General features: G+C 36.7%; 27 protein-coding genes, 1 pseudogene and 1 other annotated feature. Of the genes and pseudogenes, 12 read left to right on the top strand and 16 right to left on the bottom strand.

Annotated elements, in window-relative coordinates:
• Positions 1-249: 249 nt before the first annotated feature.
• On the bottom strand, positions 250-2,670 hold the full coding sequence (gene leuS, locus BLR62_RS10485; protein WP_090796675.1) for a leucine--tRNA ligase: 2,421 nt from the start codon (positions 2,668-2,670) through the stop codon (positions 250-252).
• An 80-nt stretch (positions 2,671-2,750) separates the two neighbouring features.
• Positions 2,751-2,962: a binding site (T-box leader), on the bottom strand.
• 149 nt (positions 2,963-3,111) lie between these two features.
• Between leuS and mnmL the strand changes: the two genes are divergently transcribed.
• The gene (gene mnmL, locus BLR62_RS10480; RefSeq protein WP_090796673.1) at positions 3,112-4,074 is read left to right on the top strand and encodes a tRNA modification radical SAM protein MnmL/YtqA; all 963 of its coding nucleotides are present in this window, start codon (positions 3,112-3,114) and stop codon (positions 4,072-4,074) included.
• Complete coding sequence (mnmM, locus tag BLR62_RS10475) at positions 4,068-4,649, top strand: tRNA 5-(aminomethyl)-2-thiouridylate-methyltransferase MnmM (RefSeq protein ID WP_090796671.1); 582 nt, start codon at positions 4,068-4,070, stop codon at positions 4,647-4,649. Before mnmL ends, mnmM begins: the two co-directional genes overlap by 7 nt.
• Positions 4,650-4,669: 20 nt before the next feature.
• Here the strand turns inward: mnmM and metK are convergent, their stop codons facing one another.
• From metK to BLR62_RS10440, 7 genes are all read right to left on the bottom strand, one after another.
• Positions 4,670-5,872 carry a methionine adenosyltransferase gene (gene metK, locus BLR62_RS10470; protein WP_090796669.1) on the bottom strand — a complete coding sequence of 401 codons (1,203 nt, stop codon included), beginning with the start codon at positions 5,870-5,872 and terminating at the stop codon, positions 4,670-4,672.
• 255 nt (positions 5,873-6,127) lie between these two features.
• Positions 6,128-6,589, bottom strand: a complete 462-nt coding sequence (gene ytkD / locus BLR62_RS10465) for an RNA deprotection pyrophosphohydrolase (RefSeq protein ID WP_090796667.1) — start codon at positions 6,587-6,589, stop codon at positions 6,128-6,130.
• 14 nt (positions 6,590-6,603) lie between these two features.
• Entirely contained in the window at positions 6,604-7,203 is a 600-nt protein-coding gene (locus BLR62_RS10460; protein WP_090796664.1) for a hypothetical protein, read from the bottom strand.
• Between the two features lie 54 nt (positions 7,204-7,257).
• Entirely contained in the window at positions 7,258-7,596 is a 339-nt protein-coding gene (locus BLR62_RS10455; RefSeq protein WP_090796663.1) for a YolD-like family protein, read from the bottom strand.
• Between the two features lie 17 nt (positions 7,597-7,613).
• Positions 7,614-8,840, bottom strand: coding sequence for a DNA polymerase IV (locus tag BLR62_RS10450; RefSeq protein WP_090796660.1), 1,227 nt, complete (start codon positions 8,838-8,840; stop codon positions 7,614-7,616).
• 127 nt (positions 8,841-8,967) lie between these two features.
• Positions 8,968-10,023, bottom strand: a complete 1,056-nt coding sequence (locus BLR62_RS10445; protein ID WP_090796659.1) for a M20/M25/M40 family metallo-hydrolase — start codon at positions 10,021-10,023, stop codon at positions 8,968-8,970.
• Positions 10,024-10,098: 75 nt separating this feature from the next.
• The gene (locus BLR62_RS10440; protein ID WP_090796656.1) at positions 10,099-11,445 is read right to left on the bottom strand and encodes a glucose-6-phosphate isomerase; all 1,347 of its coding nucleotides are present in this window, start codon (positions 11,443-11,445) and stop codon (positions 10,099-10,101) included.
• 182 nt (positions 11,446-11,627) lie between these two features.
• Between BLR62_RS10440 and BLR62_RS10435 the strand changes: the two genes are divergently transcribed.
• Both BLR62_RS10435 and nfsA read left to right on the top strand, forming a co-directional pair.
• On the top strand, positions 11,628-11,846 hold the full coding sequence (locus BLR62_RS10435; protein WP_090796654.1) for a DUF378 domain-containing protein: 219 nt from the start codon (positions 11,628-11,630) through the stop codon (positions 11,844-11,846).
• 155 nt (positions 11,847-12,001) lie between these two features.
• Positions 12,002-12,748, top strand: coding sequence for an oxygen-insensitive NADPH nitroreductase (gene nfsA, locus BLR62_RS10430; RefSeq protein WP_090796652.1), 747 nt, complete (start codon positions 12,002-12,004; stop codon positions 12,746-12,748).
• Between the two features lie 295 nt (positions 12,749-13,043).
• Here nfsA and yugI read toward each other — a convergent pair whose 3' ends face one another.
• Positions 13,044-13,406, bottom strand: coding sequence for a S1 domain-containing post-transcriptional regulator GSP13 (gene yugI, locus BLR62_RS10425; protein WP_090796650.1), 363 nt, complete (start codon positions 13,404-13,406; stop codon positions 13,044-13,046).
• A 224-nt stretch (positions 13,407-13,630) separates the two neighbouring features.
• Between yugI and BLR62_RS10420 the strand changes: the two genes are divergently transcribed.
• A complete protein-coding gene (locus BLR62_RS10420; protein ID WP_090796647.1) occupies positions 13,631-14,797 on the top strand; it encodes a MalY/PatB family protein in 1,167 nt (388 codons plus the stop codon).
• A gap of 55 nt (positions 14,798-14,852) precedes the next feature.
• Here BLR62_RS10420 and BLR62_RS10415 read toward each other — a convergent pair whose 3' ends face one another.
• Positions 14,853-15,116, bottom strand: coding sequence for a phosphocarrier protein HPr (locus BLR62_RS10415; RefSeq protein ID WP_090796646.1), 264 nt, complete (start codon positions 15,114-15,116; stop codon positions 14,853-14,855).
• A 231-nt stretch (positions 15,117-15,347) separates the two neighbouring features.
• Here BLR62_RS10415 and deoD point away from each other — a divergent pair, with 231 nt between their 5' ends.
• The 3 genes from deoD (at position 15,348) to BLR62_RS10400 (ending at position 17,278) form a co-directional block, all read left to right on the top strand.
• Positions 15,348-16,055 (top strand): purine-nucleoside phosphorylase, encoded by a 708-nt coding sequence (gene deoD / locus BLR62_RS10410; RefSeq protein ID WP_090796643.1) that lies wholly within the window; start codon positions 15,348-15,350, stop codon positions 16,053-16,055.
• Positions 16,056-16,134: 79 nt separating this feature from the next.
• Positions 16,135-16,728, top strand: coding sequence for a biotin transporter BioY (locus BLR62_RS10405; RefSeq protein WP_342706548.1), 594 nt, complete (start codon positions 16,135-16,137; stop codon positions 16,726-16,728).
• Positions 16,729-16,804: 76 nt separating this feature from the next.
• A complete protein-coding gene (locus tag BLR62_RS10400) occupies positions 16,805-17,278 on the top strand; it encodes a divergent PAP2 family protein (RefSeq protein WP_090796639.1) in 474 nt (157 codons plus the stop codon).
• Positions 17,279-17,525: 247 nt separating this feature from the next.
• Here the strand turns inward: BLR62_RS10400 and BLR62_RS10395 are convergent, their stop codons facing one another.
• On the bottom strand, positions 17,526-18,737 hold the full coding sequence (locus BLR62_RS10395) for an NAD(P)/FAD-dependent oxidoreductase (RefSeq protein ID WP_090796636.1): 1,212 nt from the start codon (positions 18,735-18,737) through the stop codon (positions 17,526-17,528).
• Between the two features lie 163 nt (positions 18,738-18,900).
• Here BLR62_RS10395 and BLR62_RS10390 point away from each other — a divergent pair, with 163 nt between their 5' ends.
• A complete protein-coding gene (locus BLR62_RS10390; RefSeq protein ID WP_090796634.1) occupies positions 18,901-19,896 on the top strand; it encodes an NAD(P)/FAD-dependent oxidoreductase in 996 nt (331 codons plus the stop codon).
• Between the two features lie 50 nt (positions 19,897-19,946).
• On the opposite strand, the gene BLR62_RS10385 is transcribed toward BLR62_RS10390, so the two are convergent.
• A complete protein-coding gene (locus BLR62_RS10385; protein ID WP_090796631.1) occupies positions 19,947-20,300 on the bottom strand; it encodes a HesB/IscA family protein in 354 nt (117 codons plus the stop codon).
• 77 nt (positions 20,301-20,377) lie between these two features.
• Positions 20,378-21,232: a diaminopimelate epimerase gene (dapF, locus tag BLR62_RS10380; protein WP_090796628.1), complete on the bottom strand. Its 855-nt coding sequence runs from the start codon at positions 21,230-21,232 to the stop codon at positions 20,378-20,380.
• Positions 21,233-21,379: 147 nt separating this feature from the next.
• Between dapF and BLR62_RS10375 the strand changes: the two are divergent.
• The 3 genes and pseudogenes from BLR62_RS10375 to BLR62_RS10365 all read left to right on the top strand — a co-directional run bounded on the left by BLR62_RS10375 (position 21,380) and on the right by BLR62_RS10365 (position 23,885).
• Positions 21,380-21,636: pseudogene (locus tag BLR62_RS10375) on the top strand (NifU family protein).
• A gap of 316 nt (positions 21,637-21,952) precedes the next feature.
• Positions 21,953-23,203, top strand: coding sequence for a HAMP domain-containing sensor histidine kinase (locus BLR62_RS10370; RefSeq protein WP_090796626.1), 1,251 nt, complete (start codon positions 21,953-21,955; stop codon positions 23,201-23,203).
• Positions 23,204-23,207: 4 nt separating this feature from the next.
• Entirely contained in the window at positions 23,208-23,885 is a 678-nt protein-coding gene (locus tag BLR62_RS10365; protein ID WP_090796623.1) for a response regulator transcription factor, read from the top strand.
• A 29-nt stretch (positions 23,886-23,914) separates the two neighbouring features.
• Here BLR62_RS10365 and BLR62_RS10360 read toward each other — a convergent pair whose 3' ends face one another.
• From BLR62_RS10360 to lgt, 3 genes are all read right to left on the bottom strand, one after another.
• Positions 23,915-25,132 carry a murein hydrolase activator EnvC family protein gene (locus tag BLR62_RS10360; RefSeq protein ID WP_090796621.1) on the bottom strand — a complete coding sequence of 406 codons (1,218 nt, stop codon included), beginning with the start codon at positions 25,130-25,132 and terminating at the stop codon, positions 23,915-23,917.
• Positions 25,133-25,257: 125 nt separating this feature from the next.
• On the bottom strand, positions 25,258-25,650 hold the full coding sequence (locus tag BLR62_RS10355) for a NusG domain II-containing protein (RefSeq protein ID WP_176759278.1): 393 nt from the start codon (positions 25,648-25,650) through the stop codon (positions 25,258-25,260).
• A 13-nt stretch (positions 25,651-25,663) separates the two neighbouring features.
• Complete coding sequence (gene lgt, locus BLR62_RS10350) at positions 25,664-26,500, bottom strand: prolipoprotein diacylglyceryl transferase (protein WP_090796615.1); 837 nt, start codon at positions 26,498-26,500, stop codon at positions 25,664-25,666.
• Positions 26,501-26,583 lie beyond the last annotated feature (83 nt).

Genomic DNA, 26,583 nt, shown 5'->3' with positions numbered 1-26,583 from the left:
TTAAGTTTATCTAAACTCGGTTCAAAAGCACTAGCTTTTGTCTTACTTCATTTCTTAACGTACTGGTTGTTTCGTTCAGTTTTCAAAGATCAATAACCACTGTCCTTAATTGACAGTAAAATAATCATACCATGCTCACTCATCATATGTCAACAAATATCTACTTGTTTTTATAACATTTATAAAAACAAAAATTAAGAAACCAGCATGTTTGCTAAATGAAAAACAAGCTGGTTTCTTGATAGACTTTTAATTCGCAACTATATTGACTAATTTACCAGGTACAACAATCACTTTCCTCACTGTTTTACCTTCAATCTTTTCTTTAATTGTTTCATTCTCTAATGCTTTTTCTTCTATTTCTTCTTTTGTTGCATCTTTGGATACGTTCATTTTCGCTCTGTTTTTACCTAACACTTGAATAACGATCTCTACTTCATCTTCCACTAATTTAGATTCATCATAGTCTGGCCACGATTGGTAAGAAACCGTATCGTTATGACCTAATTTTGACCACAGTTCCTCTGAAACGTGCGGTGCAACTGATGACAGCATTTTAACAAAGCCTTCTATATAGTCTTTAGGTATTTGTTCTGTCTTGTAGGCTTCATTTACAAACACCATCATTTGAGAAATACCCGTGTTAAATTTCAAATCTTCAAAGTTCTCAGTAACACGTTTAACCGTCTCGTGGTAAACTTTCTCTAATTTACTATCTGATTTTTGTTCAGTAATTTTTTCGTTCAATAGACCAGTTTTTTCGTTAACAATTAAACGCCACACTCGATCAAGGAACCTTCGCGCTCCATCTAATCCACTTTCAGACCATGCAATAGAAGCATCTAATGGCCCCATAAACATTTCATACAGCCTTAAAGTGTCTGCTCCGTGTGTTTCTACAATATCATCAGGGTTTACAACATTCCCTTTTGATTTACTCATTTTCTCATTATTTTCACCGAGAATCATACCTTGATTGTATAATTTCATAAATGGTTCTTTTGTTGGAACGACACCAATATCATATAAGAATTTATGCCAAAATCTTGCATAGAGTAGGTGTAATACAGCGTGTTCTGCCCCTCCGATATAAACATCTACCGGTAACCACTCTTTTAGGCGATCATAATCAGCTAATTTTTCTGTGTTTTCAGGATCGACAAATCGAAGGAAATACCAACAACTCCCTGCCCATTGAGGCATTGTATTTGTTTCGCGACGACCTTTCATCCCTGTTTTCTCATCTGTCACATTAACCCAATCTTCAATGTTCGCTAAAGGGGATTCTCCCGTGCCGGATGGTTTGATTTCAGTTGTCTTAGGTAGTTCTAACGGCAATGTCGATTCTTCTACACCAGATGTTGTTCCATCTTCCCAATGAATAATTGGAATTGGTTCTCCCCAATAGCGTTGGCGACTGAATAGCCAATCACGCAAGCGATACGTCACTTTTCGCTCCCCACAATTATTCTCTTCTAACCAAGCAATTGCTTTCTCGATTGCTTCTTCTTTATAAAGTCCATCTAGAAAATCAGAGTTTATATGCGCTCCATCTTCTACGTTCGCTTCTTTTTCAATATCCGTATTCTCAATTACCGGAACAATTGGAAGATCAAATTGTTTTGCAAATTCAAAATCTCGTTCATCATGTGCTGGAACAGCCATAATTGCGCCAGACCCGTAACTCATTAAAACATAGTCAGCTACCCAAATAGGGATTTGCTTGTTATTAATCGGATTAATAGCATAAGCACCTGTGAAAACACCCGTTTTATCTTTGGCTAAATCAGTTCTTTCTAAATCACTTTTCGTTTTCACTTTTTCTATATAAGTTGTTACATCTGATTGTTGTTCTGGTGTCACAATCTTTTCAATTAAAGGGTGTTCTGGTGCAAAAACAGCGTACGTAGCACCAAACAATGTGTCTGGACGTGTTGTGAATACGTCAAAAGTATCGTCATGACTATCAATTCCAAACGTTACTTCAGCACCTTCAGATCGACCGATCCAATTTCGCTGCATATCCTTAATGCTTTCTGGCCAATCCAGTTCTTCTAAATCTTCAAGTAATCGATCAGCATAGGCTGTAATCTTTAACATCCATTGTTTCATTGGCTTACGCTCAACGGGATGATTACCTCGTTCACTTAATCCGTCAACGACTTCTTCATTTGCTAGTACAGTTCCTAGAGCTGGACACCAGTTCACCGCAACTTCATCTACATAAGCTAGACCTTTTTCATACAGTTTTAAAAAGATCCATTGTGTCCATTTATAGTAATTTGGATCTGTCGTATTAATTTCACGATCCCAATCATAAGAAAATCCTAATTCTTGAATTTGGCGTTTAAACGTCTCAATGTTATGTTTAGTAAACTCTGCAGGGTCATTTCCAGTATCCAATGCATACTGTTCAGCAGGTAATCCAAATGCATCCCAACCCATTGGGTGAAGTACTTCATAGCCTTGCATACGCTTCATTCGTGACAAGATATCAGTTGCTGTATATCCTTCCGGGTGGCCAACATGTAACCCCGCCCCTGATGGATACGGAAACATATCTAAAGCATAAAACTTTTCTTTTTTTGAATCTGAATCTGTTTTAAATGTTTTGTTTGTTAACCAGTAATCGCGCCATTTCTTTTCAATCTCTTGATGATCAAATGACATGGTCATCACTCCTTCTTATTTTATATGCACATCCCCAAAACCGGAACGTATGTTCTAAATATAAAAAATCCCCGCCCCAAAAATGGGACGAGAATTAACCCGCGGTACCACCCAACATTAATGCCTATATAGACATCCACTTGGTTTCTTTAACGCAGAATACGGCGATTACTACTTCACGTTCACAATCGCAACTTATAAAGGCGAGTTCATAGATCACAAGAGTAACTTCCACCAACCGTTACCTCTCTTAACTTGCATTTCTATTACTATTCCTTCTCAATGTTTTTCGCTCTTATTGTAACCGTATTTTAAGGAAACTACAGCACTTTGTCAAGCTAAAGCAAAATTAATTAAGCGAACAAGTGGTGCGTTCATTTATACTCTGTGATAAAATGAGCGAAGTATTTCAATTTTATTTAATTAAGGGAGTTATTTATTGTGACAAATCCATTTCCATATGCGTTTGATCAAAAGCGTTATCATTCGTGGAATTATCATTTAAAAAATCATTTTGGACACAAAATTTTTAAAGTAGCATTAGACGGTGGGTTTGATTGCCCTAACCGTGATGGGACCGTTGCTTATGGTGGCTGTACATTCTGTTCTGCTGCTGGCAGTGGTGACTTTGCAGGTGACCGCGTTGATGACTTAGAAACTCAATTTAATGAGGTTAAAGATCGTATGCACCACAAATGGCCAAACGCTAAATACATGGGCTATTTCCAGGCGTTCACGAATACTCATGCACCCGTTTCTGAACTGCGTGAAAAATACGAGAAAATATTGAAACAAGACAATGTCGTCGGTTTATCGATCGGAACACGTCCTGATTGCCTGCCGGATGATGTCGTCGAATACCTGGCTGAATTAAATGAACGAACATACTTGTGGGTTGAGCTAGGGCTTCAAACGATGCACCAAAAAACCTCTGATTTAATCAATCGTGCACATGATATGGACTGTTACCTTGAAGGGGTTCGCAAACTACGCAAGCATAACATCAATGTATGCACACACATTATCAATGGTTTACCCGGTGAGGATCACGAGATGATGCTCGAAACTGCAAAAGCAGTTAGTGAGATGGATGTTCAAGGTATTAAAATTCATATGATGCATTTATTAAAAGGAACACCGATGGTTAAGCAATATGAAAAAGGACAATTATCATTCATGACAAAAGAAGAATATATCAAATTGGTTGTCGACCAATTAGAAGTTTTACCTCAAAACATGATTATTCACCGTATTACTGGAGACGGACCACCCGATCTTTTAATTGGCCCTATGTGGAGCATGAGCAAATGGGAAGTGTTAAATGCAATTGATGCTGAATTGTTAGAAAGAGAAAGCTACCAAGGCAAACATTATCAACCTTCCTTCGGTGTTTTACCATGTTAAAAAGAGTCATCCCTTACGCTCACGAGGCGCTTAAGGAAGTCACTGGACCAGGCGATATCGTTATTGATGCTACATGTGGCAATGGTCATGATACCGTGATGTTAAGTGAAGCAGTTGGTGTCTCTGGTCATGTTTATGCCTGCGATCTCCAACAGCAAGCGATTGATTCAACAAATGAAAAATTAAAAGAGTTGAACACTTCAAATGTCTCGTTGATTCATGATGGACACCAACACATTCAAACTTATATTGACCCTGACCATATCGGTCAAGTAGCTGGTGCGATTTTCAACTTAGGTTATCTCCCAGGTAGTGATAAATCCGTCATTACAACACCTGATTCAACCATTCAAGCAGTTGATTCTATTTTCAATCTCTTACGTCCAAGTGGTCGCATTGTTCTTGTTGTTTATTACGGACATCCTGGTGGGGATATCGAAAAAGACGCCCTGCTTTCTTACTTAGAAAACTTAGATCAAAAAGAAGCTCAAGTTTTGCAGTATGGATTTATTAATCAGAAGAACACACCTCCTTTTGTACTTATTATAGAAAAAAACAGCCAAAGTAGACATTAAATGCTACCTTGGCTGCTTTTTTACGCGTTTTCTATAAGTTTTTTCAACTCTTCCGCTTTATCTGTTCTTTCCCACGGGAAATTCACATCGGTACGACCAAAATGACCATATGCTGCCGTTTGTCTAAAAATCGGTTGTCTTAGTTGAAGCATATTGATAATGCCAGCTGGTCTTAAATCAAATAGCTCACGTACCGCTTCAACTAAACGAGACTCAGATACTTCGCTCGTATCAAACGTATCGATCGAAATCGAAACAGGCTGTGCAACACCAATCGCATAAGCGATTTGTACCTCGCACTTATCTGCAAGTCCAGATGCTACGATGTTTTTCGCAACATACCTTGCAGCATACGAACCGGATCGATCCACTTTTGTCGCATCTTTTCCACTAAATGCACCACCACCGTGTCGTGCATAACCGCCATACGTATCGACAATGATTTTACGTCCAGTTAAACCTGCGTCTCCTTGAGGACCTCCGATCACAAATCGCCCTGATGGGTTGATGAAATATTTCGTCTCATCATCCAACAATTCAGCTGGGACAACAGGTGTAATAACATGTTCTTTAATATCTTTTTGAATTTGTTCTAATGTAATTTCTGCATGATGTTGTGTTGAGATCACAATCGTATCCACACGCACTGGGTGATTGTTTTCATCATATTCAACCGTAACTTGCGTTTTTCCATCCGGGCGTAAATAATCAACAATTTGTTCTTTTCTCACATCTGCTAAACGTTTTGCAAGCTTGTGTGAGAGTGAAATAGGAAGTGGCATTAGTTCAGGCGTTTCGTTATTTGCATAACCAAACATTAATCCTTGGTCTCCTGCCCCAATGGCTTCAATTTCTTCATCTTCCATCTTACCTTCTCGAGCTTCTAGTGCTTGGTTAACCCCACCAGCGATATCTGGTGATTGTTCGTCAATAGCTGTTAAGACAGCACACGTTTCAAAATCAAATCCGTATTTTGCTCTCGTGTAGCCAATTTCCTTGATTGTTTGGCGTACGATCTTAGGAATGTCGGCGTATGTAGACGTCGTAATTTCGCCTGAGACAAGTACTAAACCTGTTGTGACCGTTGTTTCACATGCCACACGAGCAAGTGGATCTTTGGCAAGGATCGCATCTAATATAGCATCTGATATTTGATCACTTATTTTATCTGGATGACCCTCAGTTACAGATTCCGAGGTAAATAATCGACGATTTGCAGTCATTCTGCTAAATCTCCCTTCATAATATACAATTTTTCTCGTCCTTTTCATGACAAGTCTTTTAAACAGCTTCTCCTGCACCTATCATATCAAAACTTAATGATAGAAACCAGATCGGCAGACTGCTTCATATAAATTCGTTTGCTTTTTCACACGTTAAAATGAGTCAATATGCGTTTGTAATCTTAACTAAACCAACCTATATTGTCAATATCCAAGCAATAAAAACACCAGCTAACAATGCGCGCTGGTGCTTCTTTATGTTCTTAGTTGATTCAAACTATGTCTAATCATGTCATCTTTCATGATAAAACTATACGTTTTCGATTGTTTTAAATTACTTGGTAACTTTTCAATGATGACAGGTCCATGCGTCTCATAATAAGTATTTACATCATCTAATCGATCAATATCTGCAACGTATATGTTTTTTATAACCTTTTTACCTTTACCGTCCACATAATATTGTCCTAAATAACGTAATTGATTCACTAGACCACCTGTCTCTTCATAAACTTCCCTAAGCGCCGCTTCTTCTGGTGATTCATTTTTTTCAACTTTTCCACCTGGAAATTCTAATCCTCTTGTTTTATGACGGGTCAACAACCACTTACCGTGGTATCGGCAAATAACAAACACATGCTTTGGATGGCTAGAAAAAGGATCCACTTCAAACGAAAGCATCACTTCATTTTGATAATAATCTTTAAAAACATACATACACATCGCTACCTTCAAACAGTATCTAATGACATTTCTTCATCTTCCGCTGGCGGATGCTCAATTGATACAATACGCCAGCCATCTTCATACCCAAATGTGATCTCTATTCGGTAATGCCCATACATTTTACTTTGTACGTCTTGGGTCATCACAACTTTTTCATCACTTTCATAATCAAGCGTATAAGCCTCTTCCGTATCGACCCAAGGCGGCAATGATGTGGGTACAATATAGAGACCATCGTCTAACTCATCATAGTAAAAATCAATATATGGCGCAACTGTTTCTTCTGTTGCAATATCACTAAATGACTGAATCAATTCAGATTTTGTATTGAATTCTTGCACTCGATAGTCCTCATCCGTTGGTTGGGCTAATCTGTCTATAAACTGATCCGTTAAATCACGAATAACTTCATCTGCTAATGAATCTTTTTGCTCCATCCAACTCGCTTCAATATCAGATTTATTAAATTCACGCTCTGTATAATCTGATCGGGCTAAACGCGTACTATCATTGGCATCCGTTTCTGTTTGATAAGAAAATGCAAGCACACTCATGAATAAAATTGTGATGACGGTTAATGTTAATTCAAATTTATATTGCTTCATTTTCTCATCTCCCATTCTTGTTGTTAATGTTTCTTTTCCTTTATTAAGAAGTATTTAAACATCAATTGAAATGAAATCCAAAAAATTTATAAAGTATCTCGTATTTTCCTCTTTAACCACAACTTGCTTAGCTGTTTTATCTATATCATCAACTGTTCCCTCTAATTGATAACGCGTGTGATCCTCGTAGTAAGTAAAGGTCGCTAACGTCTTTGTAGAATAAAGCTGCTCAATCGTATTAGACATCTCTTCTAGTAATTGTTCATCATATGTTTTGGGGTTTATATGTGTTCTTTTTTGTTCATGTTCTTTTAAAATCGCTTTATGCTCAGGCAGCATCATCCGGCTTGATTCCCAAAGCATATTACTCCCAATCGTTAATTTATTCGACATCTTTTCAAAACTCCTTTCTAGCGGTCATGACCACCAATTTTTTTAGCACGTTGATGGGCTTGGGCGTCACTAAATAATGAAGAGGCTTTAATAACAGATGTGGGACCGTATAAATCTTTTAAATCATCAATGGTTCGCGCTAACTCTTCTTGTTCTAATGGCTGATCAAAAAAGGATAGTTGACGTTCCACGTTTTCCGCTAATCCCCCGAGCGCGATTCCCAAACCACGCACTGGACACCCTGACCAATGTTTCATAAATAACTGTTTAGCCGTTTTATAAATAACTTGAGCCAATTGAGTAGGCGCCTCTAATTTAAGTTGCCTGTGAAAGCCTTCTTTTTTATCTAAATTAGCGCCTTTGACAGACACGTGTACGATGGTTCCGATTTTATTCTGTTTACGGACGCGCCTGGCGACTTCTTCAGATAGTTCCAACAAAATAACATAAATAGATTGAATTGAATGATAGTCATGCGGCAACGTCATGTGATGACCAATCGCCTTTTGTAATTCATGTGTGCTAGGTACGACAGGGCTCAGATCGATACCATTTGCCAATTGCCATAAAACTTCACCATTAATACCCCATCTTTTTTTCAACCATTTAACGGGATAATTGGCTAAATTGCCAATTGTATGTAAGCCCATTTGCGTTAAATGGGTTTGCATGCGTGAACCCACCCCAAATAGCTTACCGATCGGTAGTGGCCATAGCGTCTCTTCCAAATGATTAGGATCAAGTTCAGCAATTCCCGTTTCATTTTTCTTCGCAAAATGATCACACGCCATTTTAGCCAACACCTTATTCGGTCCCATTCCTATTTTCGCTTCGATCCCCATGCTATCTTTTATTTCACGACGAATAGAATCTGCTAATACATACTTATTCCCAAATAACCGTTCAGTAGATGTCACATCAACGAATTGTTCGTCAATCGAGTATACTTCCACGTAATCTGAATACTGCTCTAATAGTTGTGTAATTTGATAAGAAACATCAATATATAATGACATATGAGGACTGACAACATGCAAGCTCGAGCATTTTTGATAAGCTTGCCACAGCGGTTCGGCTGTTTTTATCCCAAACGTTTTGGCAATCGGACAGGCTGCTAATATGATACCATTTCGCTTTTTCGGATCACCCGCTACGACTACAGGATGATTCCATAAATGCGAATTCTTCACCTTCTCTACTGAAGCATAGAACGATTGCATATCAATTAAGAAAATAGTTCTCATGAGGCCACCTTCGTTTCTCTTAAATCTTGTACGTTTATTATATGCGAACATGCGTTCTTTTTACAAGTGTATTTTTTTCCAAAAAAGCAGCAAGACGTTTGATACGCCTTGCTGCTTTTGTATTTATTTAATCCTCGAGCGGATTCAAGTTTTCTTCACCTGTTAAATTTGCAATAAACTCAACAAGCAAATCGATCTCTTCTTCCATATCTTTAATACTTACCGTTTCAACTGGAGAATGCATGTACCGGAGTGGTAAAGAAACCAAACTAACCGGTAAACCTTTACCAGTCAATCGCATCCGGTCAGCATCTGTCCCTGTCATTCGAGGGGTCAATTCATACTGTACATCCATTGATAATCGTTTAGCCGCTTCTTCTAACCATTGATTTATTTTGCGATTAATCGGAGCGCCCTTAGCTAGAACAGGTCCACCTTCAAGTTTTACATCACCGTATTTTTTCTTATTTACAGTTGGATAATCCGTCGCAAAAGTAACATCACATGCAATCGCCATTGTAGGGTTAAGTCCAGCTGCTGCAAAGTAAGCACCGCCCATATTTGTTTCTTCATTAACCGTGCTCACACCGTAAACACCAACATTAAGGTCACGATCAGATAACTTCCGAAGCACTTCTGCGACAATAAAAGCACCCGTTCGATTGTCCAATCCTCTTCCAGTGATATAACGATCCATTAATTCATCAGGCTCTCGGTCAAACACCGCTAAATCGCCAATTTGAACGTAGGCTTCAACTTCCTCTTTCGATTGGGCACCACAGTCAATAAACAAATCTTCAAGGTCAAAATCTCCTTTAATCCCACCGTGATGCTGAGCGTTCACGCCAATCACACCTGTTAATTTACCACCATGACCTTGAATGATAACACGCATACCGATCGCGGCTTTTATATTAACACCGCCCATTTTGTCAAAATAGACAAAACCTTGCTCATCAATTCGATTAATAACTAAGCCGATCTCATCGCAATGGCCTGCTAGTAGCACTTTCATTTCTGCATTTTCATTCAATACACCTGTTACATTCCCTGCATGATCCGTCAAAATATGATCAACATAGGGGTCAACATAATTCATCCACTTCTTCTGAATCGCCATTTCCATACTTGATGGGGACGGCGTTTTTAATAAGTCAAATAAAAATTGTTTATTTTCTAACATGCTTCATCATCCTTTTTGATTTAGTGGAATAGATAAGAGCTCACTGGCCTTACAACCAGTGAGCTCCCCTATAAATTATAGACGTTTTTCTAATTCTTCTTTTTCTTTTTCAAATCCTGGTTTACCTAATAAAGCGAACATGTTTTTCTTATAAGCTTCCACACCTGGTTGATCAAATGGATTCACACCAAGTAGATAACCACTAATCGCACATGCTTTTTCAAAGAAGTAAACTAGGTAACCAAATGTATAAGCATCAAGTTCCGGTAAGTGAACAATAAGGTTTGGAACCTGTCCATCTGTATGAGCGAGCATTGTGCCTTGATACGCTTTTTCATTAACGAAGTCTACCGTTTCACCCGCTAAATAATTTAAGCCATCTAAGTTTTGAGCATCCTCTTCTAACGTGATATCATGTTTTGGTTTTTCAACATGTAGCACTGTTTCAAATAAATCACGGCGACCTTCTTGAACATACTGACCTAGTGAATGTAAATCCGTTGAGAAGTTAGCCGATGAAGGATAAATCCCTTTAAAATCTTTCCCTTCACTTTCACCGAATAATTGTTTCCACCATTCAGAGAAGTACTGTAAAGCAGGCTCATAATTGATTAACATTTCGATTGTTTTGCCTTTATTGTAAAGTACATTTCGAACGGCTGCATATTGATATGCAGGGTTTTTCTCAATATCACGTTCACTTAAGTCGACTTGTGCTTTTTTAGCGCCTTGCATCATTTGATCAATATCAACACCGCTCACGGCAATTGGTAATAAACCAACAGCTGTTAGGACAGAGAATCGTCCCCCAACATCATCTGGAATGACAAAGCTCTCATATCCTTGTTCAGTTGCTAATGTTTTTAAAGCACCTTTTTCGCGATCTGTTGTCGCAAAAATACGTTTTCTAGCTTCTTCTTCACCATATTTGTCCTCTAAAAATTTACGGAATAAGCGGAATGCTATAGCAGGCTCTGTTGTTGTACCACTTTTAGAAATAACGTTAACTGAGACATCTTTCCCTTCTAAAAGCTCGAATAAATCATGCATGTAAGTTGAACTAATACTGTTACCAACAAAGATCACCTGTGGTGTTTTACGACCCTCTTTAGGCAACATGTTATAAAATGAATGGTTCAACATCTCAATGGCTGCTCTTGCGCCTAAATAAGAACCACCAATTCCAATAACTAAAAGAACATCTGAATCAGCTTTAATTTTATCGGCAGATGCTTTAATACGAGCAAACTCTTCTTTATCGTAATTTTCCGGTAAATCAATCCACCCTAAGAAGTCATTTCCTGTTCCAGTTTTGTTATGTAACATATCGTGCGCCAGTTGAACAGGCTCTTTTAAATAATCAATTTCGTGCTCGCCAAAAAACGGCAATGCTTTTTCATATTCAAAACGTACGTGTGTCATATTCTTACCTCCATATAAAAATAATCTATCCATTTAAAGATACCGAATCCTGACTTTATTATCAAGTCATAATCACCTAAATCATCAAATTCGGCATTATTTTTCTGAATTTTCTTACCGATTTTGAAAACGTATATAATCTTTACACTTTGGACATGTTAAACAAAAAGGAGGCGATAGAAATGATGGCATTTGAAAAAATAGCACTCACACTTATCATTATTGGTGCAATCAATTGGGGATTAATTGGACTCATGCAATTTGATCTCGTTGCAACACTGTTTGGGGGTGGCACTCAAGCTGGAGGATTAGCTAGAATTATTTATGTACTGGTTGGTATTAGTGGTCTATTGAGCTTGACACTGTTTTTCAAGAATTCAGACGAAGCAAGCAACTCGTAAATAGCAACTTATGGTTCGGGGCGGTCATACTGCTCCGATTATTTTTTTAAATTTAAGTTAATTTTGTACATAGAATGCGCAGTTTTGTTTACTTTATCCATCAATCTTTTGTATAGTATGTCTATCAGAACTGTTACCTACGGGAGGGAATTGGCATGAACGACACTTTGACAACTTTACTTGAACACCGTTCGATTCGAGCATTCAAAGACACACCTTTAAAAGACGAAGAAATAAACGCAATTATTGATGCAGCAAGATCTGGTTCCACATCAAGCTATTTAATGGCCTATTCTATGATTGGTGTCACAGACCCTGAAAAGAAACGAAAATTAGCCAGTATTTCTAATCAATCTTACATTGAGAAAAATGGTCATTTCATTTTATTTTTAGCAGACTATCACCGACATATGATTCATGCAAACAAAGAAGAGAAAGACATACTATCAAAAAATGTCCAAAGTACTGAATATTTTATGATTGCAACAATTGATGCAACGATCGCTGCCCAAAATGCAACTGTTGCCGCAGAGTCTCTCGGAATCGGCGCTTGCTACATTGGAAGTATTAAACGCGATATGGATCTGGTTAACGATCTATTTGACCTACCAGAGCATGTCGTGCCATTGTTTGGACTTGCATTAGGTTATCCTGATGAAAAACAAGACATCAAACCTAAACTACCTAAAAACGCTGTCTATTTCGAAAACAGTTACGCTTCAGATGAGCAGCAAAAAAGTGAACTTGAAAAATTCGATGAAACGATCACAACTTATTATCAGTCAAGACAAACTAATAAAAGAGATGACCGTTGGACAACACAAGTAATCGAAAAACTTCACAACCAGCGAAACGACCGACTAACCCCATTTGTGGAGGAAAAGAAATTTAATACACGATAAGAAAAAGAGTCTGGGACAAAATAAAAATGAGTATCTTGAAACACGAACAATTCGATCAAAAGGGCATCGCAATATGAAACAGACTCGCTTTCTGCTCACGCGGCCTCAGCTAACTTTAGAAGCAAAGAACGCTTCTAAAGTGGATCTTCTCACTCGTGCTTTTCCCGCAAGAGTCTCGTCCATTTCAGATTGCTGTGAGATATGTAAACAAATAGCCGGACAAAAATAGTTAAAATACTATTTTTGTCCGGCTATTAAATTGACTTATTTACTTTTGTCTCAGACTCTTTTAGCACTATTTATTTTGTTCTGATTGTTTTAACCATTCGCCTAGTTTGTCTTTTAACGTATTAAACCCTTGTTCTTCTTGAGGTGCAGACGTCTTAGGTTTTGATTGTTTTTCTTGTTTCGGTGCTTCTTCAGTTGCACGGATTGATAATGAATACTTATTCTTCGCTTCATCAATTGATAAAATTTTAACGTTCACTTCATCACCGACAGAAATGAATTCATTGATATCTTTTACAAAACCATGAGTGACCTCAGAAATATGAACTAAACCTTGTACTTCATCATCTAGGGCAACAAATGCACCGTACGGTTGAACACCTGTTACTTTCCCTTTTAAAACTTGACCTTCTTGAAATTTCTCTGACATAATAACAACTCCTATTTTTATTTGACAAATCTATAACGACACAACAGTCATTGATTCACCGATTACTTTTATACGCAATTATTTATTTTACCATAGTTATGGGTCGATAAACAAGAGGCTAACACAAATGAATCAAAACCAAGGATGCGTGATATTCTTTTTACTTAAGTAAATTGTGATATAATGCATCAAATAATAACTAATTAGAAGGGGGAATTGAGTAAATGTCATCATTTGAGACTTTACCTAATAGAGAAAATACACGGTCAGTAAAATGGGACCGGAGAAAAGACGTTTTCGGCTCAGAATCTGTCCACCCTATGTGGGTAGCAGATATGGATTTAGAAATAGCTGATCCAATTAAACAAGCATTAGTCGAGCGTGTTCATCACGGCGTTTTTGGCTACACATTACCTGATGCGGCACTTAATCAACTTATTGTAAATTGGATTGATAAACAACATGATTGGAAAGTTGACACCGAATCCATTATTTACAGTCCTGGTGTCCTTCAAACGATTCACATGGCCATCCTGACACAAACTGAACCGGGTGACCGTGTTCTCATTCAAACACCGGTTTATCCACCATTTCATAGTATCGTTGAAAATCACGGGCGCGAACTGGTTAAGCATTCACTCGTCTTAGAAAACGGTCGCTATACGATCGATTTCAACGGATTAGAAGAGATGTTCAAGACAGGGATCAAAGCGATGATCTTTTGTAGCCCTCATAACCCTGTCGGTCGAGTTTGGACACGCGATGAATTAGAACAATTATTAAAACTTGCCCACGACTACAATGTCCTGATTATATCAGATGATATACACGCAGATATCACTTTTGATGAACATCAACATTTACCACTCGGTAAACTGGCTCCACAAATGAGCGATCAATTAATTACGTGTTTATCACCCACAAAAACATTTAATTTAGCTGGTTTGCAAGTATCTTATGCTGTCATAGAAGATAAAGCAATGAGAGAGACGATCCAAGAAGCCTTTAAGCGGTACGGCGTGATGATGTTAAATACGCTTGGCCTAACAGCTTTAGAATCGGCTTATCAAGAAGGAGATAAATGGCTTGAAGATTTACGTGAGTTGCTTCATACAAATCGAAAACTCGTAGAAGAAGCATTTCAAGATCGTAGTGACATCAATGTCCTTCGAGCAGAAGGTACCTACCTATTATGGCTCGATTGTCGGAACATGAACCTAACACAAGAAGAATTGAAACGCTTTATGGAAAAAGAAGCAAAAGTCGGCTTAAATAATGGGACGACATTCGGAGATGAAGGAGAAGGGTTTATGCGATTAAATATCGCGAGTCCTACCCATTTTATTAAAGAAGGATTGGATAAAATCATCCATGCATTAAATCATAAATGATAAAAACGCAACCGCCTTTACTTTTTGGCGAGTTGCGTTTTTAGTTTAAAATGTATTATTCACCTAATTGCTCGCGAATACCTTCAGCAATACCTTGAATTGCTTCTTCTTCATCTGACCCTTCACACGTCACTTTAATTTGTGCGCCTTTAGGAACCCCTAAAGACATAACACCCATAATTGATTTTAAGTTAACGGTTTTACCGTTATAGTGCATTTCAACATGTGATTCATATTGACCTGCTTTATTCACTAATAAAGTAGCTGGGCGCGCATGGATACCGGTATCATCTGTAATCGTAAATGTTTGTTCTTTCATCTTATTTCCTCCCGACTGATTGAATTATCACTCTATTTTATCTTAAAAAATAGACCAATTACTGTTATTATATACGAAATCGTGTATTGAATAAATAGATAACGACATAATAATAGAACGTTTTCATTTTTTATTTAAATAATTTTAATATTCACATTTGTTTTACATTTGTTTTCTAACGACTCATATGGTAAGTTAGCGATATAAAACGCATGGAGGTGGCTATGTAAAATGAGTACACATATTGGAGCTAAAAAAGGTGACATTGCAGATAAAATCTTATTACCAGGAGACCCACTTAGAGCCAAGTATATCGCAGAAAATTTCTTAGAAGATGTAACTTGCTATAATGAAGTTCGTGGTATGTATGGTTATACAGGTACATATAAGGGAGAACGTATTTCTGTTCAAGGCACAGGCATGGGCGTTCCATCTATTTCAATTTATGTTAATGAATTGATTCAGGAATATGACGTTCAAAAATTAATTCGCGTTGGTACATGTGGTGCGATTCAAAAAGATGTCAAAGTACGTGACGTTATTCTAGCACAAAGTTCAACTTCTGATTCACAAATGAACAGAATGGTATTCGGAGGTATTGATTTTGCACCAACTGCGAATTTCGATTTACTTAAAGATGCTTATGATACAGGTGTTGAAAAAGGGTTGAAGTTGCGTGTTGGTAATGTATTTACAAGTGATAGCTTTTACCGTGATAACGGATTAGAACTATTTGAGAAGTTAGCGAACTACCAAGTGCTAGCTGTTGAAATGGAAGCGACAGCACTTTATACGATTGCTGCAAAATATAACCGTCAAGCATTAGCTGTATTAACCGTTTCAGACCACATCTTAACAGGTGAAGAAACATCGGCTGAAGAAAGACAAACGACATTTAATGATATGATCGAAGTCGCATTGGATGCTGCAATTAAATAATGAATATCGCGCAAGCTCTTGCTTGCGCACTTTTTTTCGTGTATTGTTAACTATTGAAATAAACAAGTTAACAATAGGGGTGATTCGATTGAAATCATGGAGAGCTTTAGATCTAAGTTATGGGGCCATTTTTATTTGTTTAATGGCCATTGGAGCCAATATCACATTTTGGTTTCCTTTTTTAGCAATACCTATTGGGGGTGTAAGTGTCCCATTATCTTTACAAACATTTTTTAGTATACTAGCAGGTATGTTTTTAGGCAAACGACTGGCCGCCTTTAGTTTACTAGGCTATTTGTTTGTCGGTATAATTGGTGTTCCTGTTTTTGCACAAATGCAATCAGGTGTTTTTGTTTTATTTAATTATACAGGTGGATTTTTGCTAAGTTTTGTACTTGTCGGTTATGTGACAGGTCTTTTATCAGAAAAAATTAATCAAAAAAACATGATCTCCACTAGCTCGATCGCATTTATTGGGGTTTTTGTCAATTATATAATAGGTGTTAGTTATATGTATCTTGCTATGAATACTTGGCTCGGTTTGACGATTGCTTATCAAGCAGCTTGGATCGGTATGGTGCCGTTTTTAATTAAAGATCTTGTCCTTGCCGGAATCGCTGCAGTTGTATTGTTGAAAATGATCGATCGTATGCCTTCAACTGCATACCATTAAACAATCGAAATGACGTGAGTATGTGAAATGTGCTATAATAATGCCATCATATAGAGATAGAGAGGATGGATGAAAGTTGGCCTTGCTTAGTAATTTCCCATTAATCATTGCATTGTTTGCAATACTTTTTGCTCAAGGTGTTAAAGTTCCTATTCATTATATTGCGACCCGAGAATTCAAACCGGGACTTGCCTTTAGTACAGGGGGGATGCCTAGTAGTCATTCAGCTGCTGTAACAGCTGTTACCACTGGGGTCGGTATAGAGCATGGTCTTTCATCAGGGATTTTTGCTGTATCTTGTGTATTCAGTATTATTATCATGTTTGACGCAACAGGGATCCGAAGACAAGCTGGTGAACAAGCCATTGTCTTGAATATGCTCGTAAAAGATTTTCAATATTTTGTTGATGAAGCAAAAGGTTGGTCAAAGAAGAAACAATTTGAAAAAAAACAAGAACTTAAAGAACTCTTAGGACATCAGCCAATTGAAGTATTTTTTGGTGGACTGACAGGTATTCTACTCGCTCTTCTGGCTTATCCTATGTTTTAACGGTATTATACACTCATTTTTTATATCTAAAATAACATGAAAAAGGCGCCTGATATCGGGCGCCTTTTTTATGTGAAGCTAAAAAGAAAATAATAGATCAGCATAAGTCAAATTTGTTAAAGCAGATACCGTCATCATTAAAGCACAGACACCAACTATTAAGACCAAGACATCTACAAAACGGTCTTTGAATCGATTCATGGCATGCGACTCCTTTTAAGCACAGTATCGACTAAAATAAAATTGTTCATACGTGACGTTTCTTTTTAATCATTGACCATAGTAATCGTATACCACCTATTCGATAAAGAAAACAACAGTCCGACCACTTTTTAAGTAAAGATGCTGGTATTCCGATCACTTTATTCTTTCTTCCCATTACACCGATCGCATTTTTAGCACCGATTGATGCAATGGTTCCTCTTTTTTCAAGAGAAAAAGTCGCTCCATGTTTATGTTTGCCTAATTGATGCATGATGTTTTTCGCAGCTACCTTTGCTTCTTGTATAGCGAGCTCTGCGTTAGGTAATTGCGCGATACCTTTTTCATCTTTAACAATCGCAATATCACCAATACAGTAAATAGAAGGAAAACCTGGAACTGTCATATCAGAATTAACATGTATACGGCCGTCAGTTGATGGCAAAGATGAATCTTCAATAACGTGATGTCCCTTCACACCTGCTGTCCAAATAAATAACGATAAAGGCAAAGATTCCACAAACCCTAACTGCTCAATTTTAATGGAATTCGTTTCAATCGATCGAATTTTCGTTTTGAGCTTAAATTCAACCCCTCTTTCTTCTAGATGTTGCATGGCGTATTCACCTAACTCTAAGTCAAACTCAGGGAGAACGGTCGGCTCAGATTCAATCGTTGTTAAACGAATCTGACTTTCTTTTACATCATATTCATTAGCTAGTATTGGTAACTGTTCAGTGAGCTCACCTAGTAATTCCACACCTGTAAAACCACCGCCACCAACCACAATGTGAAGTGGATGTTTTTGCGAGGATTGACTATAATCTGACATAAGTGTTTGCAAACGATTATAAAGTTGATTCGCCCTTGATAAAGTGGTAATTGAATAGGCATGTTCTTTTAAACCTGGAATCTCCATTGGATCAATTTCTGAACCTAGTGCCATTACCAAATAATCATACTCTATTGAAGTGTTTGTTGTTTCAACCAGCTTTAATTCTGGTCTAACTTTTGTCACCGTATCTTTAAGCAAATGAACATGAGGATCTTTGATGATTTCATTTAGATCAAATCGAGAATATGACTCATCATAAACACCAGTTGCATTCCGGTGGAGCCAAATCGTCTGATAATGATAATGATGCTTATTCACTAAATATATCGAAACATCCTTACCTTTTAATTTTTTGCTTAAATAATTTAGAGCTGTTAAACCAGCATAACCAGCGCCTACTATTACAATTTTTTTCGGGTTCAACGTCTAACCCTCCTAAGTTACAATCCGTTGTCACAACGTGTTCATACTTTTATCTTAGCTTGTTTAATGGTCATTTTCAATCATTACTCCAACCATAACGAGCTTTATTCATTAACAAATCTAAAAAGTATGTTAAAATGTTCGATAGTTAAGGGGGAATCAATTGATGGAAGATAATAAAATTTACGATATTACCATTATTGGAGCAGGACCAACCGGCCTATTCACTGCCTTTTATGGTGGGCTTAGACAAGCGAGTGTGAAAGTCATTGAAAGTTTACCTCATATTGGTGGTCAATTAAGTGCCTTGTATCCTGAGAAATATATATACGATATTGCAGGCTTTCCAAAAGTACGTGCTCAAGATCTAATCAACAACTTAAAAGAACAATTAGATATGTTCCAACCAACCTTCTGTCTTGAAGAAGCAGTCGAGTCACTTGAGCGATTGGAAGATGGCAATTTAAAACTAACTACAAATGAAGGCGTGCATTATACGAAGTCGTTAATTATCACAGCTGGAAATGGTGCATTTCAACCTCGAAAACTTCAATTGAAAGAATCAAGCGCTTATGAGAGCCGCAATTTACACTATTTCGTCGATAATATGATGCAATTTAAGGATAAGCGTGTTGTTTTATTTGGTGGCGGTGATTCTGCTGTGGATTGGGCACTTATGCTTGAACCGATTGCAAAAGAAGTCACACTCATCCACCGACGTGATAAGTTCCGTGCACATGAACACAGTGTTCAGCAGCTAATGGATTCAAATGTTAAAACACTGACACCCTTTGTACCTGAAGCACTCATCGGACATGACCAAATCGAACAAGTCGTTGTAAAAGAAGTAAAAGGGAGTCAAGAAGTAACCATCGATGTCGATGACGTCATTGTCAATTATGGCTTTATTTCTTCTTTAGGACCGATTAAAGAATGGGGATTAGAGATCGAGAAAAATAGCATTGTTGCCAATTCAAAAATGGAAACCAATATTGAAGGCGTTTATGCAGCTGGCGATATCTGTACGTATCCAGGAAAAGTTAAATTAATCGCCACAGGATTCGGTGAAGGACCAACAGCAATCAATAACGCGATGGCTTATATCGAACCGAGTTTGCGTGTGCAACCTAAACACTCCACGAGTTTATTCGATCAATAAAAATACATTTAAAAAGCTGTTCATCTCAAATGCGATGAACAGCTTTTTGTTTAACAATTTTCAGGTGTACCTTCGTGTTCCTCAGCTTTAAATGAAGAGCCACATCCACAAGATACAATGGCATTGGGATTATCGATCGTAAAGCCCCCACCCATCATATTTTGTTTAAAGTCAATCGTTGTACCTTCAATAATCGAAATATCTTCTTTGTTTATTGAAACTGGAATCTCATTAATAACTTCTAGATGATCGTCATTACTCGTCGCTTCATCAAAACCTAGTGCATAAGAAAGGCCACTACAACCGCCACCTTTAACACCAAAACGTAAACGAACATCTTCACTTTCTTGTTCCATCATCTCTTGTATCTGAAGTTTTGCTTGATCTGTTATGGTTAATACCATTTGTTTTAACCCCCATAAACTTAATTCACTCTTTAGTATACGTAATTTATACATTAAATTCAAATATCATAACTATTCTAATCTTTGTTATAATACCCTTCTACAGTTGTAACAGCAGCCCCTGTCATCCAAACATGTCCATCAGACGACCATTTAATAAATAAATCACCACCAGCTAGGTGAACCGTTATTAACTGATCGCGCTCAGCATATTCATTCAGTATAGCTGCAACCGTAGCGGCACAAGCTCCAGTTCCACATGCCTGTGTGACACCAGATCCTCGTTCCCACACTCGAAAATGCATCTCTGTTTTATTGATAATTTCAACAAATTCAACATTTACACCTTCTGAAAAACGTGAATCCTTTGTCATAACGGGCCCTAGTTCATATAAAGGTGCTTGATTGATGTCATCAACAAACATAACAGCATGCGGGTTGCCCATCGATACAGCAGTCAACTGCAGAGTGTCTCCGTTCACATCAAACGGCTCGCTGATAACAGAATCAGAAGCTGGACCTTGCATAGGAATTGATTGCCTCTCCAAATGTGGAACACCCATATCGACCGTAACAGATTCTACATAATCTGTTGTACCATGTACTTCTGCTGTGACATTTCCAGCTTTTGTTTCAATTTGAAAGATCGATGTCTTGACCATCTCATTTTCAAAAACATATTTAGCAACACAACGCAGACCATTACCACACGTTTTCCCTTCAGATCCATCTTTATTAAAAATTCTCATACCAACGTCACTTGATTGACTTGGTGTAATTAAAATCATACCGTCCGAACCAATCCCTGTGTTGGGATTACTTAGTTCTTTCGCTAAATCACTTAGCTCTTCTTCTTTTAACGTCACATTAAATAAATTAATGTATATATAGCTATTTCCTAAACCGTGCATTTTAGTAAAAGGAATACGCATTTTCACACAACCTCGCTTTTTGATTTTAAAACCTTCTATCATTAGCCATTATACTATGCCTTCTATTGATTAAAAAGCATTCTTTCTCATGTATTCCATACATTTTAGTGGATTAAATACTTCTTATACAGAAAAATAAATGTTATAATGACAAAAGGAATAATGAAAGGAGTAGATGGATGATGCAAGAGCAAGTGCAAGAAGTTTTAAATAAATTACGTCCATTCTTACTACGTGATGGTGGCGATGTTGAATTAATAGAAGTAGACGAGGGTATTGTTCGTCTTCGCTTAATGGGAGCATGCGGAAATTGTCCGAGCTCAACAATTACACTAAAAGCCGGTATTGAACGAGCACTTGTTGCTGAAGTACCAGGTGTTAGAGAAATTGAACAAGTCTTTTAAAATTAAAAAACTGTCAATGACAGTCCATTCATACGTAAAATCGGTATTAATTATTAATAATTAATACCGATTTTACGTATATTGACATCTAAAAAAAGAACTCTATTCCATTGTATACATCATACTGTCTGCAAAAAAAATGCATATTTTTTCATTAGAGTAAAGAATAAGTGGAGGGATCATTATAAAAAATAAAATTGCCATCAAATTATCGATTAGCTTTTTCATCGCTATTTTTATCCTTCAGTCGATCTTATTCATAACATTATATCACTTTATAGTTAGTGACGAGAGAGATGAATCCATAAATCAATTGTTGAGAAGAGGGTATTCACATAGTGAAGTATTAAGTACCCAATTTGATCAAGAAACAATCGAACATGTTGCCCTAATGGAATCTACATCATCAATGATCACTATAATTATGGATGAAAACCAGATGATTTTGGATCAATCTAATGATATTAATATTGAATTAGACGCCATTATTTCGGAAATAAACCTTTATGAATTACCTGAACAAGGTACTAAAATTAACATGGATCCATTTAATGATGAGTATTTAGCGACAGTTACTCCGATCGTATCTGAGCATGATGATACAGGGTTTATATTCATGTTTGAAAGCACTGAACAACTTAAAAATAATATTAGAACATTAACGCTTCAATTTACTATAATAGGCGTTCTCTCACTCTTTCTAACACTGACCACGTTATTTATATTATCAAAAAAATTATCTAAACCTCTAGTAACCATGAAATCAGCAACACAAATGTTAAGTGAAAAACAAAGTACTTCTATAGCATTGCCTGTCGATCGAAATGATGAGTTAGGTGAATTAGCAAACGCGATCGATCACCTGTCTAATCATTTACAATATTTAAAAAATGAACGGAATGAGTTCTTATCGAGTGTAGCTCATGAGTTGCGAACGCCTTTAACCTATATAAAAGGCTATGCAGATGTGTTAACTAAGAAACGGAATTTAACGGATGACAATAAAATGAGCTATTTAAATATCATCCAGGAAGAAAGTGAACGTTTAACACGTTTAATTAATAATTTATTTAATTTGGCTCGATCTGATCAAAATAAATTTACAATCTATTTGGAAAAAACAAACGTATTAGAAATAGTAAGTGATGCGATTCACTTCTTTAACATTTCTTTTCAAGAACGTGGTATCCATGTCAACTTAGACATCCAAAGCGACTTAAATATCCCGCTCGATAGAAAGCGATTTTATCAAGTGCTTATAATTATTATAGACAACTGCCTTAAGCATGCCGGAGCGTTTGATACGTTAAAAATTAGTGCATCCGATACAAATAATTCCTTAGTATTAACAATAGAAGACAATGGAAGTGGTATCGACGAGGAACACTTACCACATGTATTTGAGAAACTTTATCGAGCTGATAAATCAAGAGCTAGAAGTACTGGAGGATCTGGTTTAGGCTTGTCCATCGCTAAAGAAATTATACATGCTCATGAAGGAACGATCGAAATGCATAATGTAGACTATAGTGGTACAAAAATAACAATTACACTAAGAAAGGACTAAATTTATGCAAAAGGCACTACTAGTTGACGATGAAGAAAGAATGCTAGATTTACTAGAATTAAACTTGAATCCTCATGGGTTTAAGTGTATCAAGACAACGAAACCAGAAGAGGTCGAACAACTTATTAAAAATCAGACCTTTCATATTATTTTATTAGACATTATGATGCCTAACCTTGATGGTTGGGAATTATGCCGAAGTATCCGACAAATTTCAACTGTACCAATTATAATGATTACAGCAAGAGATCAAAAGCAGGATATTGTAAAAGGATTAAAGCTTGGAGCTGATGATTATATCACCAAGCCTTTTGAGGAAAGTGAACTTCTTGCAAGAATTGAAGCCGTACAGAGAAGGAGTCAACATCAATCCTATGTGGAAGTAGATGGTTTAGTTTGGGATGAAAAGCAATACCAACTTAAATATAAGAATCAATTCATTAAACTCACGCCTAAAGAATTTTTATTGATCGGAACATTAATGAAAAAACCAGATCAAGTTTTTTCACGCGAACAATTAATTGACTTAATATGGGGATTTGACTCTCACACTGAAGGTCGAACAGTTGATTCACATGTTCGAAATATACGAGATAAAGTTCGACAAACAGGCTTTAACATCGATCAGTACTTTGTAACAGTCTGGGGAATAGGCTATAAATGGATAAAAAGCACACAGTAATTTTGTGTGCTTTTTATTATCTAATATTATTAAGGTAAAATATCCATTGGGTTTAATAATTCACCCTCATGATAGACCTCGAAATCAAGATGAATACCTGTTGATCTTCCTGTAGTACCCATAATTCCAATAACGTCTCCTTGATTTACTTGATCACCCACATTAACATCCTTACTTTCTAAATGGGCATATTGTGTTGTATAGCCGTTCTGATGATCAATTTCAATTGTATTTCCATATCCATTTATCCAACCTGAAAACGTGATCACGCCTCCGTCTGCTGCTAAAATGGAATAATCATCTGGTCTCGCTATATCAATGCCTTTATGGAAACTCCCCCAACGCGGGCCTTGGTATGACGTAATCACACCGCCAATTGTTGGCCAAATGAATGGACTATCTGAATTATTAATACCTGCATTTGATGGTGCGCTTGACTGAGTGTTTGATCCCACATTATTTGATTCAGAAGAGTCAGAAGAACTACCGCTTTCTTCTTCGTATGACATTGTCGTCAATTGTGCCTCTTTCTTTTCCGCCAATTGAGCTTGTTCTTGCTCCAACTCTTCAATTTTTAAATTATTTGCCTGTAATTTTTCTTCTAATTGAGCTTCTGCTGTTTCCACTTGATTAATTTGTTCACTCAATTTTTCATTCTCTTCTTCTAATTGAGCCAATTGTTCTTCTTCGGATGCTTTTTGATCACTTAGTTCAACTTTGATAGCCTCAACATCTTCTAAATCAGTTTGTTGTGATTCATATAATGTTTGGTCTTGCTCCATTATTGTTGTAATAGCTGACAGTCTTGAAATAAGATCTGAAAAATCTTTAGAGTTAAACAAGACTTCAAGATAACCCCACTTCCGATCATTTTGTTGCATAGAACGAAGGCGATCACCTATTATATCTTCTCGTCTTTCAATTCGCTCTTCTAATTCAATTATTTCATTGTTTAATTTTTCAATCTCATCTTGCGTTTCACTTATTTCATTTTCTGATCTTTCAATATTCTGTTCAATTTGCCCAAGTTCTTTATCTTTTTCCTGTAGACTCGCATTCATACGGACTATCTCTTCTGATATATTTTCAGTTTCTTCATCCAACTGAACCATTTCTTCTTCATTCTCTTCAATTTGCTGCTCAATATCCTCTGGACTTTCAGCTCTTACCTCCGTTATGAACAGTAACGGAAATGATATAAAAATAACCAACAAAATTAACAGCTTAATTTTTATATGTATTAACACAATGCATCCTCCTCAAACCAATCTTTTTTTCTATTTACAGATTAATTTGTAATTGTGGAGATTTTATGCAAAGTGTATAACAGCAAGATTAAAAAAATATTTCTAATTCGAGTGAATCTTATAATTTAATAACTGATAACATCATCAATAGAGCTATCATTTGATGTTATTTCAATCACAACACGATGTGGCAAGCAAATAATCGCTTCACCAGGACTTGCTATAAAACCAGTTCGAACACAGATTTGTTCAGGACAATCTGACTTTCGCACTCGAACTGCATTATCGTCTATTTCAATGCCTTCATCATTACATTTGATTTCAGGTACTTCGATCATCTTTGATTCATTAACACCTGATAAGTCTATTTCATCCACCACGGTTTGATCAACTTGAACAGTTGCTTGTAAGGCTTGATTCGAGCTGAACGGGTTAGAAAAAATAAAAAGTGGTGTAAATGATAAAATCAACAATAGAGCAATTAACACGATATCACTAATTGTACACCTTAATTTCATAGATCCCCTCACCTTATATCCATGTATGTATACCATAATAAATAATCAACGACACAACCATTAAACAAACAATTATTATGGTTAGCTTAACAAGATTTTTAATGGTTAACGTATGACTTGATCTTGATAATCTATTATGCTTCCTGCAATAATTCATCATAGCCAATGAGATAATGATTCCTACTAGGCTTAACAAATGGCTTACACTGAAAAATCCTAAAATTTGAGGGTTAATTCTAAATAATTCAACACCCCCCCGAATAAACATGAAACTGATCACATAATGCCAAAATACTTGACCGTGATACACTTTTTTATGAAACAACCAGATTAGATACCCTAACAATATATAATTAAATAAAAACTCATAGGCTTGAACTGGATGCAAATGCTCATTATTAAATGTGATTCCCCAAAACCATGATTCTGAAATGGGTTTGCCAAATATATCACAACCAATGCGACTAATCGCTTGTGCCAATATTATGCCAGGACCAGCTATATCTAATGTTTTCCATATAGGTAATCCATGTTTCTTTAATAGAAGAAGTCCAGTTACTATTCCGGCTAACAAGCCTCCATGAATGGACAGTCCACCTTGCTGAACCATTAAGATCTCAACTGGGTTTGTTATATAAGGTTCGGGATTGTAAAAAACAATATAAAACAAACGTGCACCAATGACACCACCGAGTAATGCCATAACCCCTATATCTATTATTTTTTTATAATCAACTTGCTCCTTAACAGCTAAAATTTTAAGCAACCATAATCCTGCCAGTACACCTAAAGCAATCATTAAACCAAAAAAATGAATGGTAAAAGGTCCAACTGAAAATAACTCTACCATCTATATATTCGCCCCTTTTTTTAAAAGCATTAGAAGTTCATATTAATGGATAAGTATCAAGATTTTATCGAGGAAATGACGTT

Origin of the sequence: Pelagirhabdus alkalitolerans, assembly GCF_900096905.1 — a bacterium.
GTDB classification, from domain to species: Bacteria; Bacillota; Bacilli; order Bacillales; family Amphibacillaceae; genus Pelagirhabdus; species Pelagirhabdus alkalitolerans.
This window is presented reverse-complemented; position numbering and strand designations above follow the sequence as displayed.

Excerpts from the sequence above, each read along its gene's own strand:
- BLR62_RS10455 (WP_090796663.1), bottom strand. The coding sequence starts at position 7,596 with ATGTCGAATAAATTAACGATTGGGAGTAATATGCTTTGGGAATCAAGC.
- BLR62_RS10365 (WP_090796623.1), top strand. The coding sequence starts at position 23,208 with ATGCAAAAGGCACTACTAGTTGACGATGAAGAAAGAATGCTAGATTTA.
- nfsA (WP_090796652.1), top strand. The coding sequence starts at position 12,002 with ATGAACGACACTTTGACAACTTTACTTGAACACCGTTCGATTCGAGCA.
- leuS (WP_090796675.1), bottom strand. The coding sequence starts at position 2,670 with ATGTCATTTGATCATCAAGAGATTGAAAAGAAATGGCGCGATTACTGG.
- BLR62_RS10415 (WP_090796646.1), bottom strand. The coding sequence starts at position 15,116 with ATGAAAGAACAAACATTTACGATTACAGATGATACCGGTATCCATGCG.
- BLR62_RS10435 (WP_090796654.1), top strand. The coding sequence starts at position 11,628 with ATGATGGCATTTGAAAAAATAGCACTCACACTTATCATTATTGGTGCA.
- BLR62_RS10385 (WP_090796631.1), bottom strand. The coding sequence starts at position 20,300 with ATGGTATTAACCATAACAGATCAAGCAAAACTTCAGATACAAGAGATG.
- deoD (WP_090796643.1), top strand. The coding sequence starts at position 15,348 with ATGAGTACACATATTGGAGCTAAAAAAGGTGACATTGCAGATAAAATC.
- BLR62_RS10460 (WP_090796664.1), bottom strand. The coding sequence starts at position 7,203 with ATGAAGCAATATAAATTTGAATTAACATTAACCGTCATCACAATTTTA.
- dapF (WP_090796628.1), bottom strand. The coding sequence starts at position 21,232 with ATGCGTATTCCTTTTACTAAAATGCACGGTTTAGGAAATAGCTATATA.
- BLR62_RS10420 (WP_090796647.1), top strand. The coding sequence starts at position 13,631 with ATGTCATCATTTGAGACTTTACCTAATAGAGAAAATACACGGTCAGTA.
- yugI (WP_090796650.1), bottom strand. The coding sequence starts at position 13,406 with ATGTCAGAGAAATTTCAAGAAGGTCAAGTTTTAAAAGGGAAAGTAACA.
- ytkD (WP_090796667.1), bottom strand. The coding sequence starts at position 6,589 with ATGTATGTTTTTAAAGATTATTATCAAAATGAAGTGATGCTTTCGTTT.
- lgt (WP_090796615.1), bottom strand. The coding sequence starts at position 26,500 with ATGGTAGAGTTATTTTCAGTTGGACCTTTTACCATTCATTTTTTTGGT.
- BLR62_RS10440 (WP_090796656.1), bottom strand. The coding sequence starts at position 11,445 with ATGACACACGTACGTTTTGAATATGAAAAAGCATTGCCGTTTTTTGGC.
- mnmM (WP_090796671.1), top strand. The coding sequence starts at position 4,068 with ATGTTAAAAAGAGTCATCCCTTACGCTCACGAGGCGCTTAAGGAAGTC.
- BLR62_RS10355 (WP_176759278.1), bottom strand. The coding sequence starts at position 25,650 with ATGAAATTAAGGTGTACAATTAGTGATATCGTGTTAATTGCTCTATTG.
- BLR62_RS10445 (WP_090796659.1), bottom strand. The coding sequence starts at position 10,023 with ATGTTAGAAAATAAACAATTTTTATTTGACTTATTAAAAACGCCGTCC.
- metK (WP_090796669.1), bottom strand. The coding sequence starts at position 5,872 with ATGACTGCAAATCGTCGATTATTTACCTCGGAATCTGTAACTGAGGGT.
- BLR62_RS10450 (WP_090796660.1), bottom strand. The coding sequence starts at position 8,840 with ATGAGAACTATTTTCTTAATTGATATGCAATCGTTCTATGCTTCAGTA.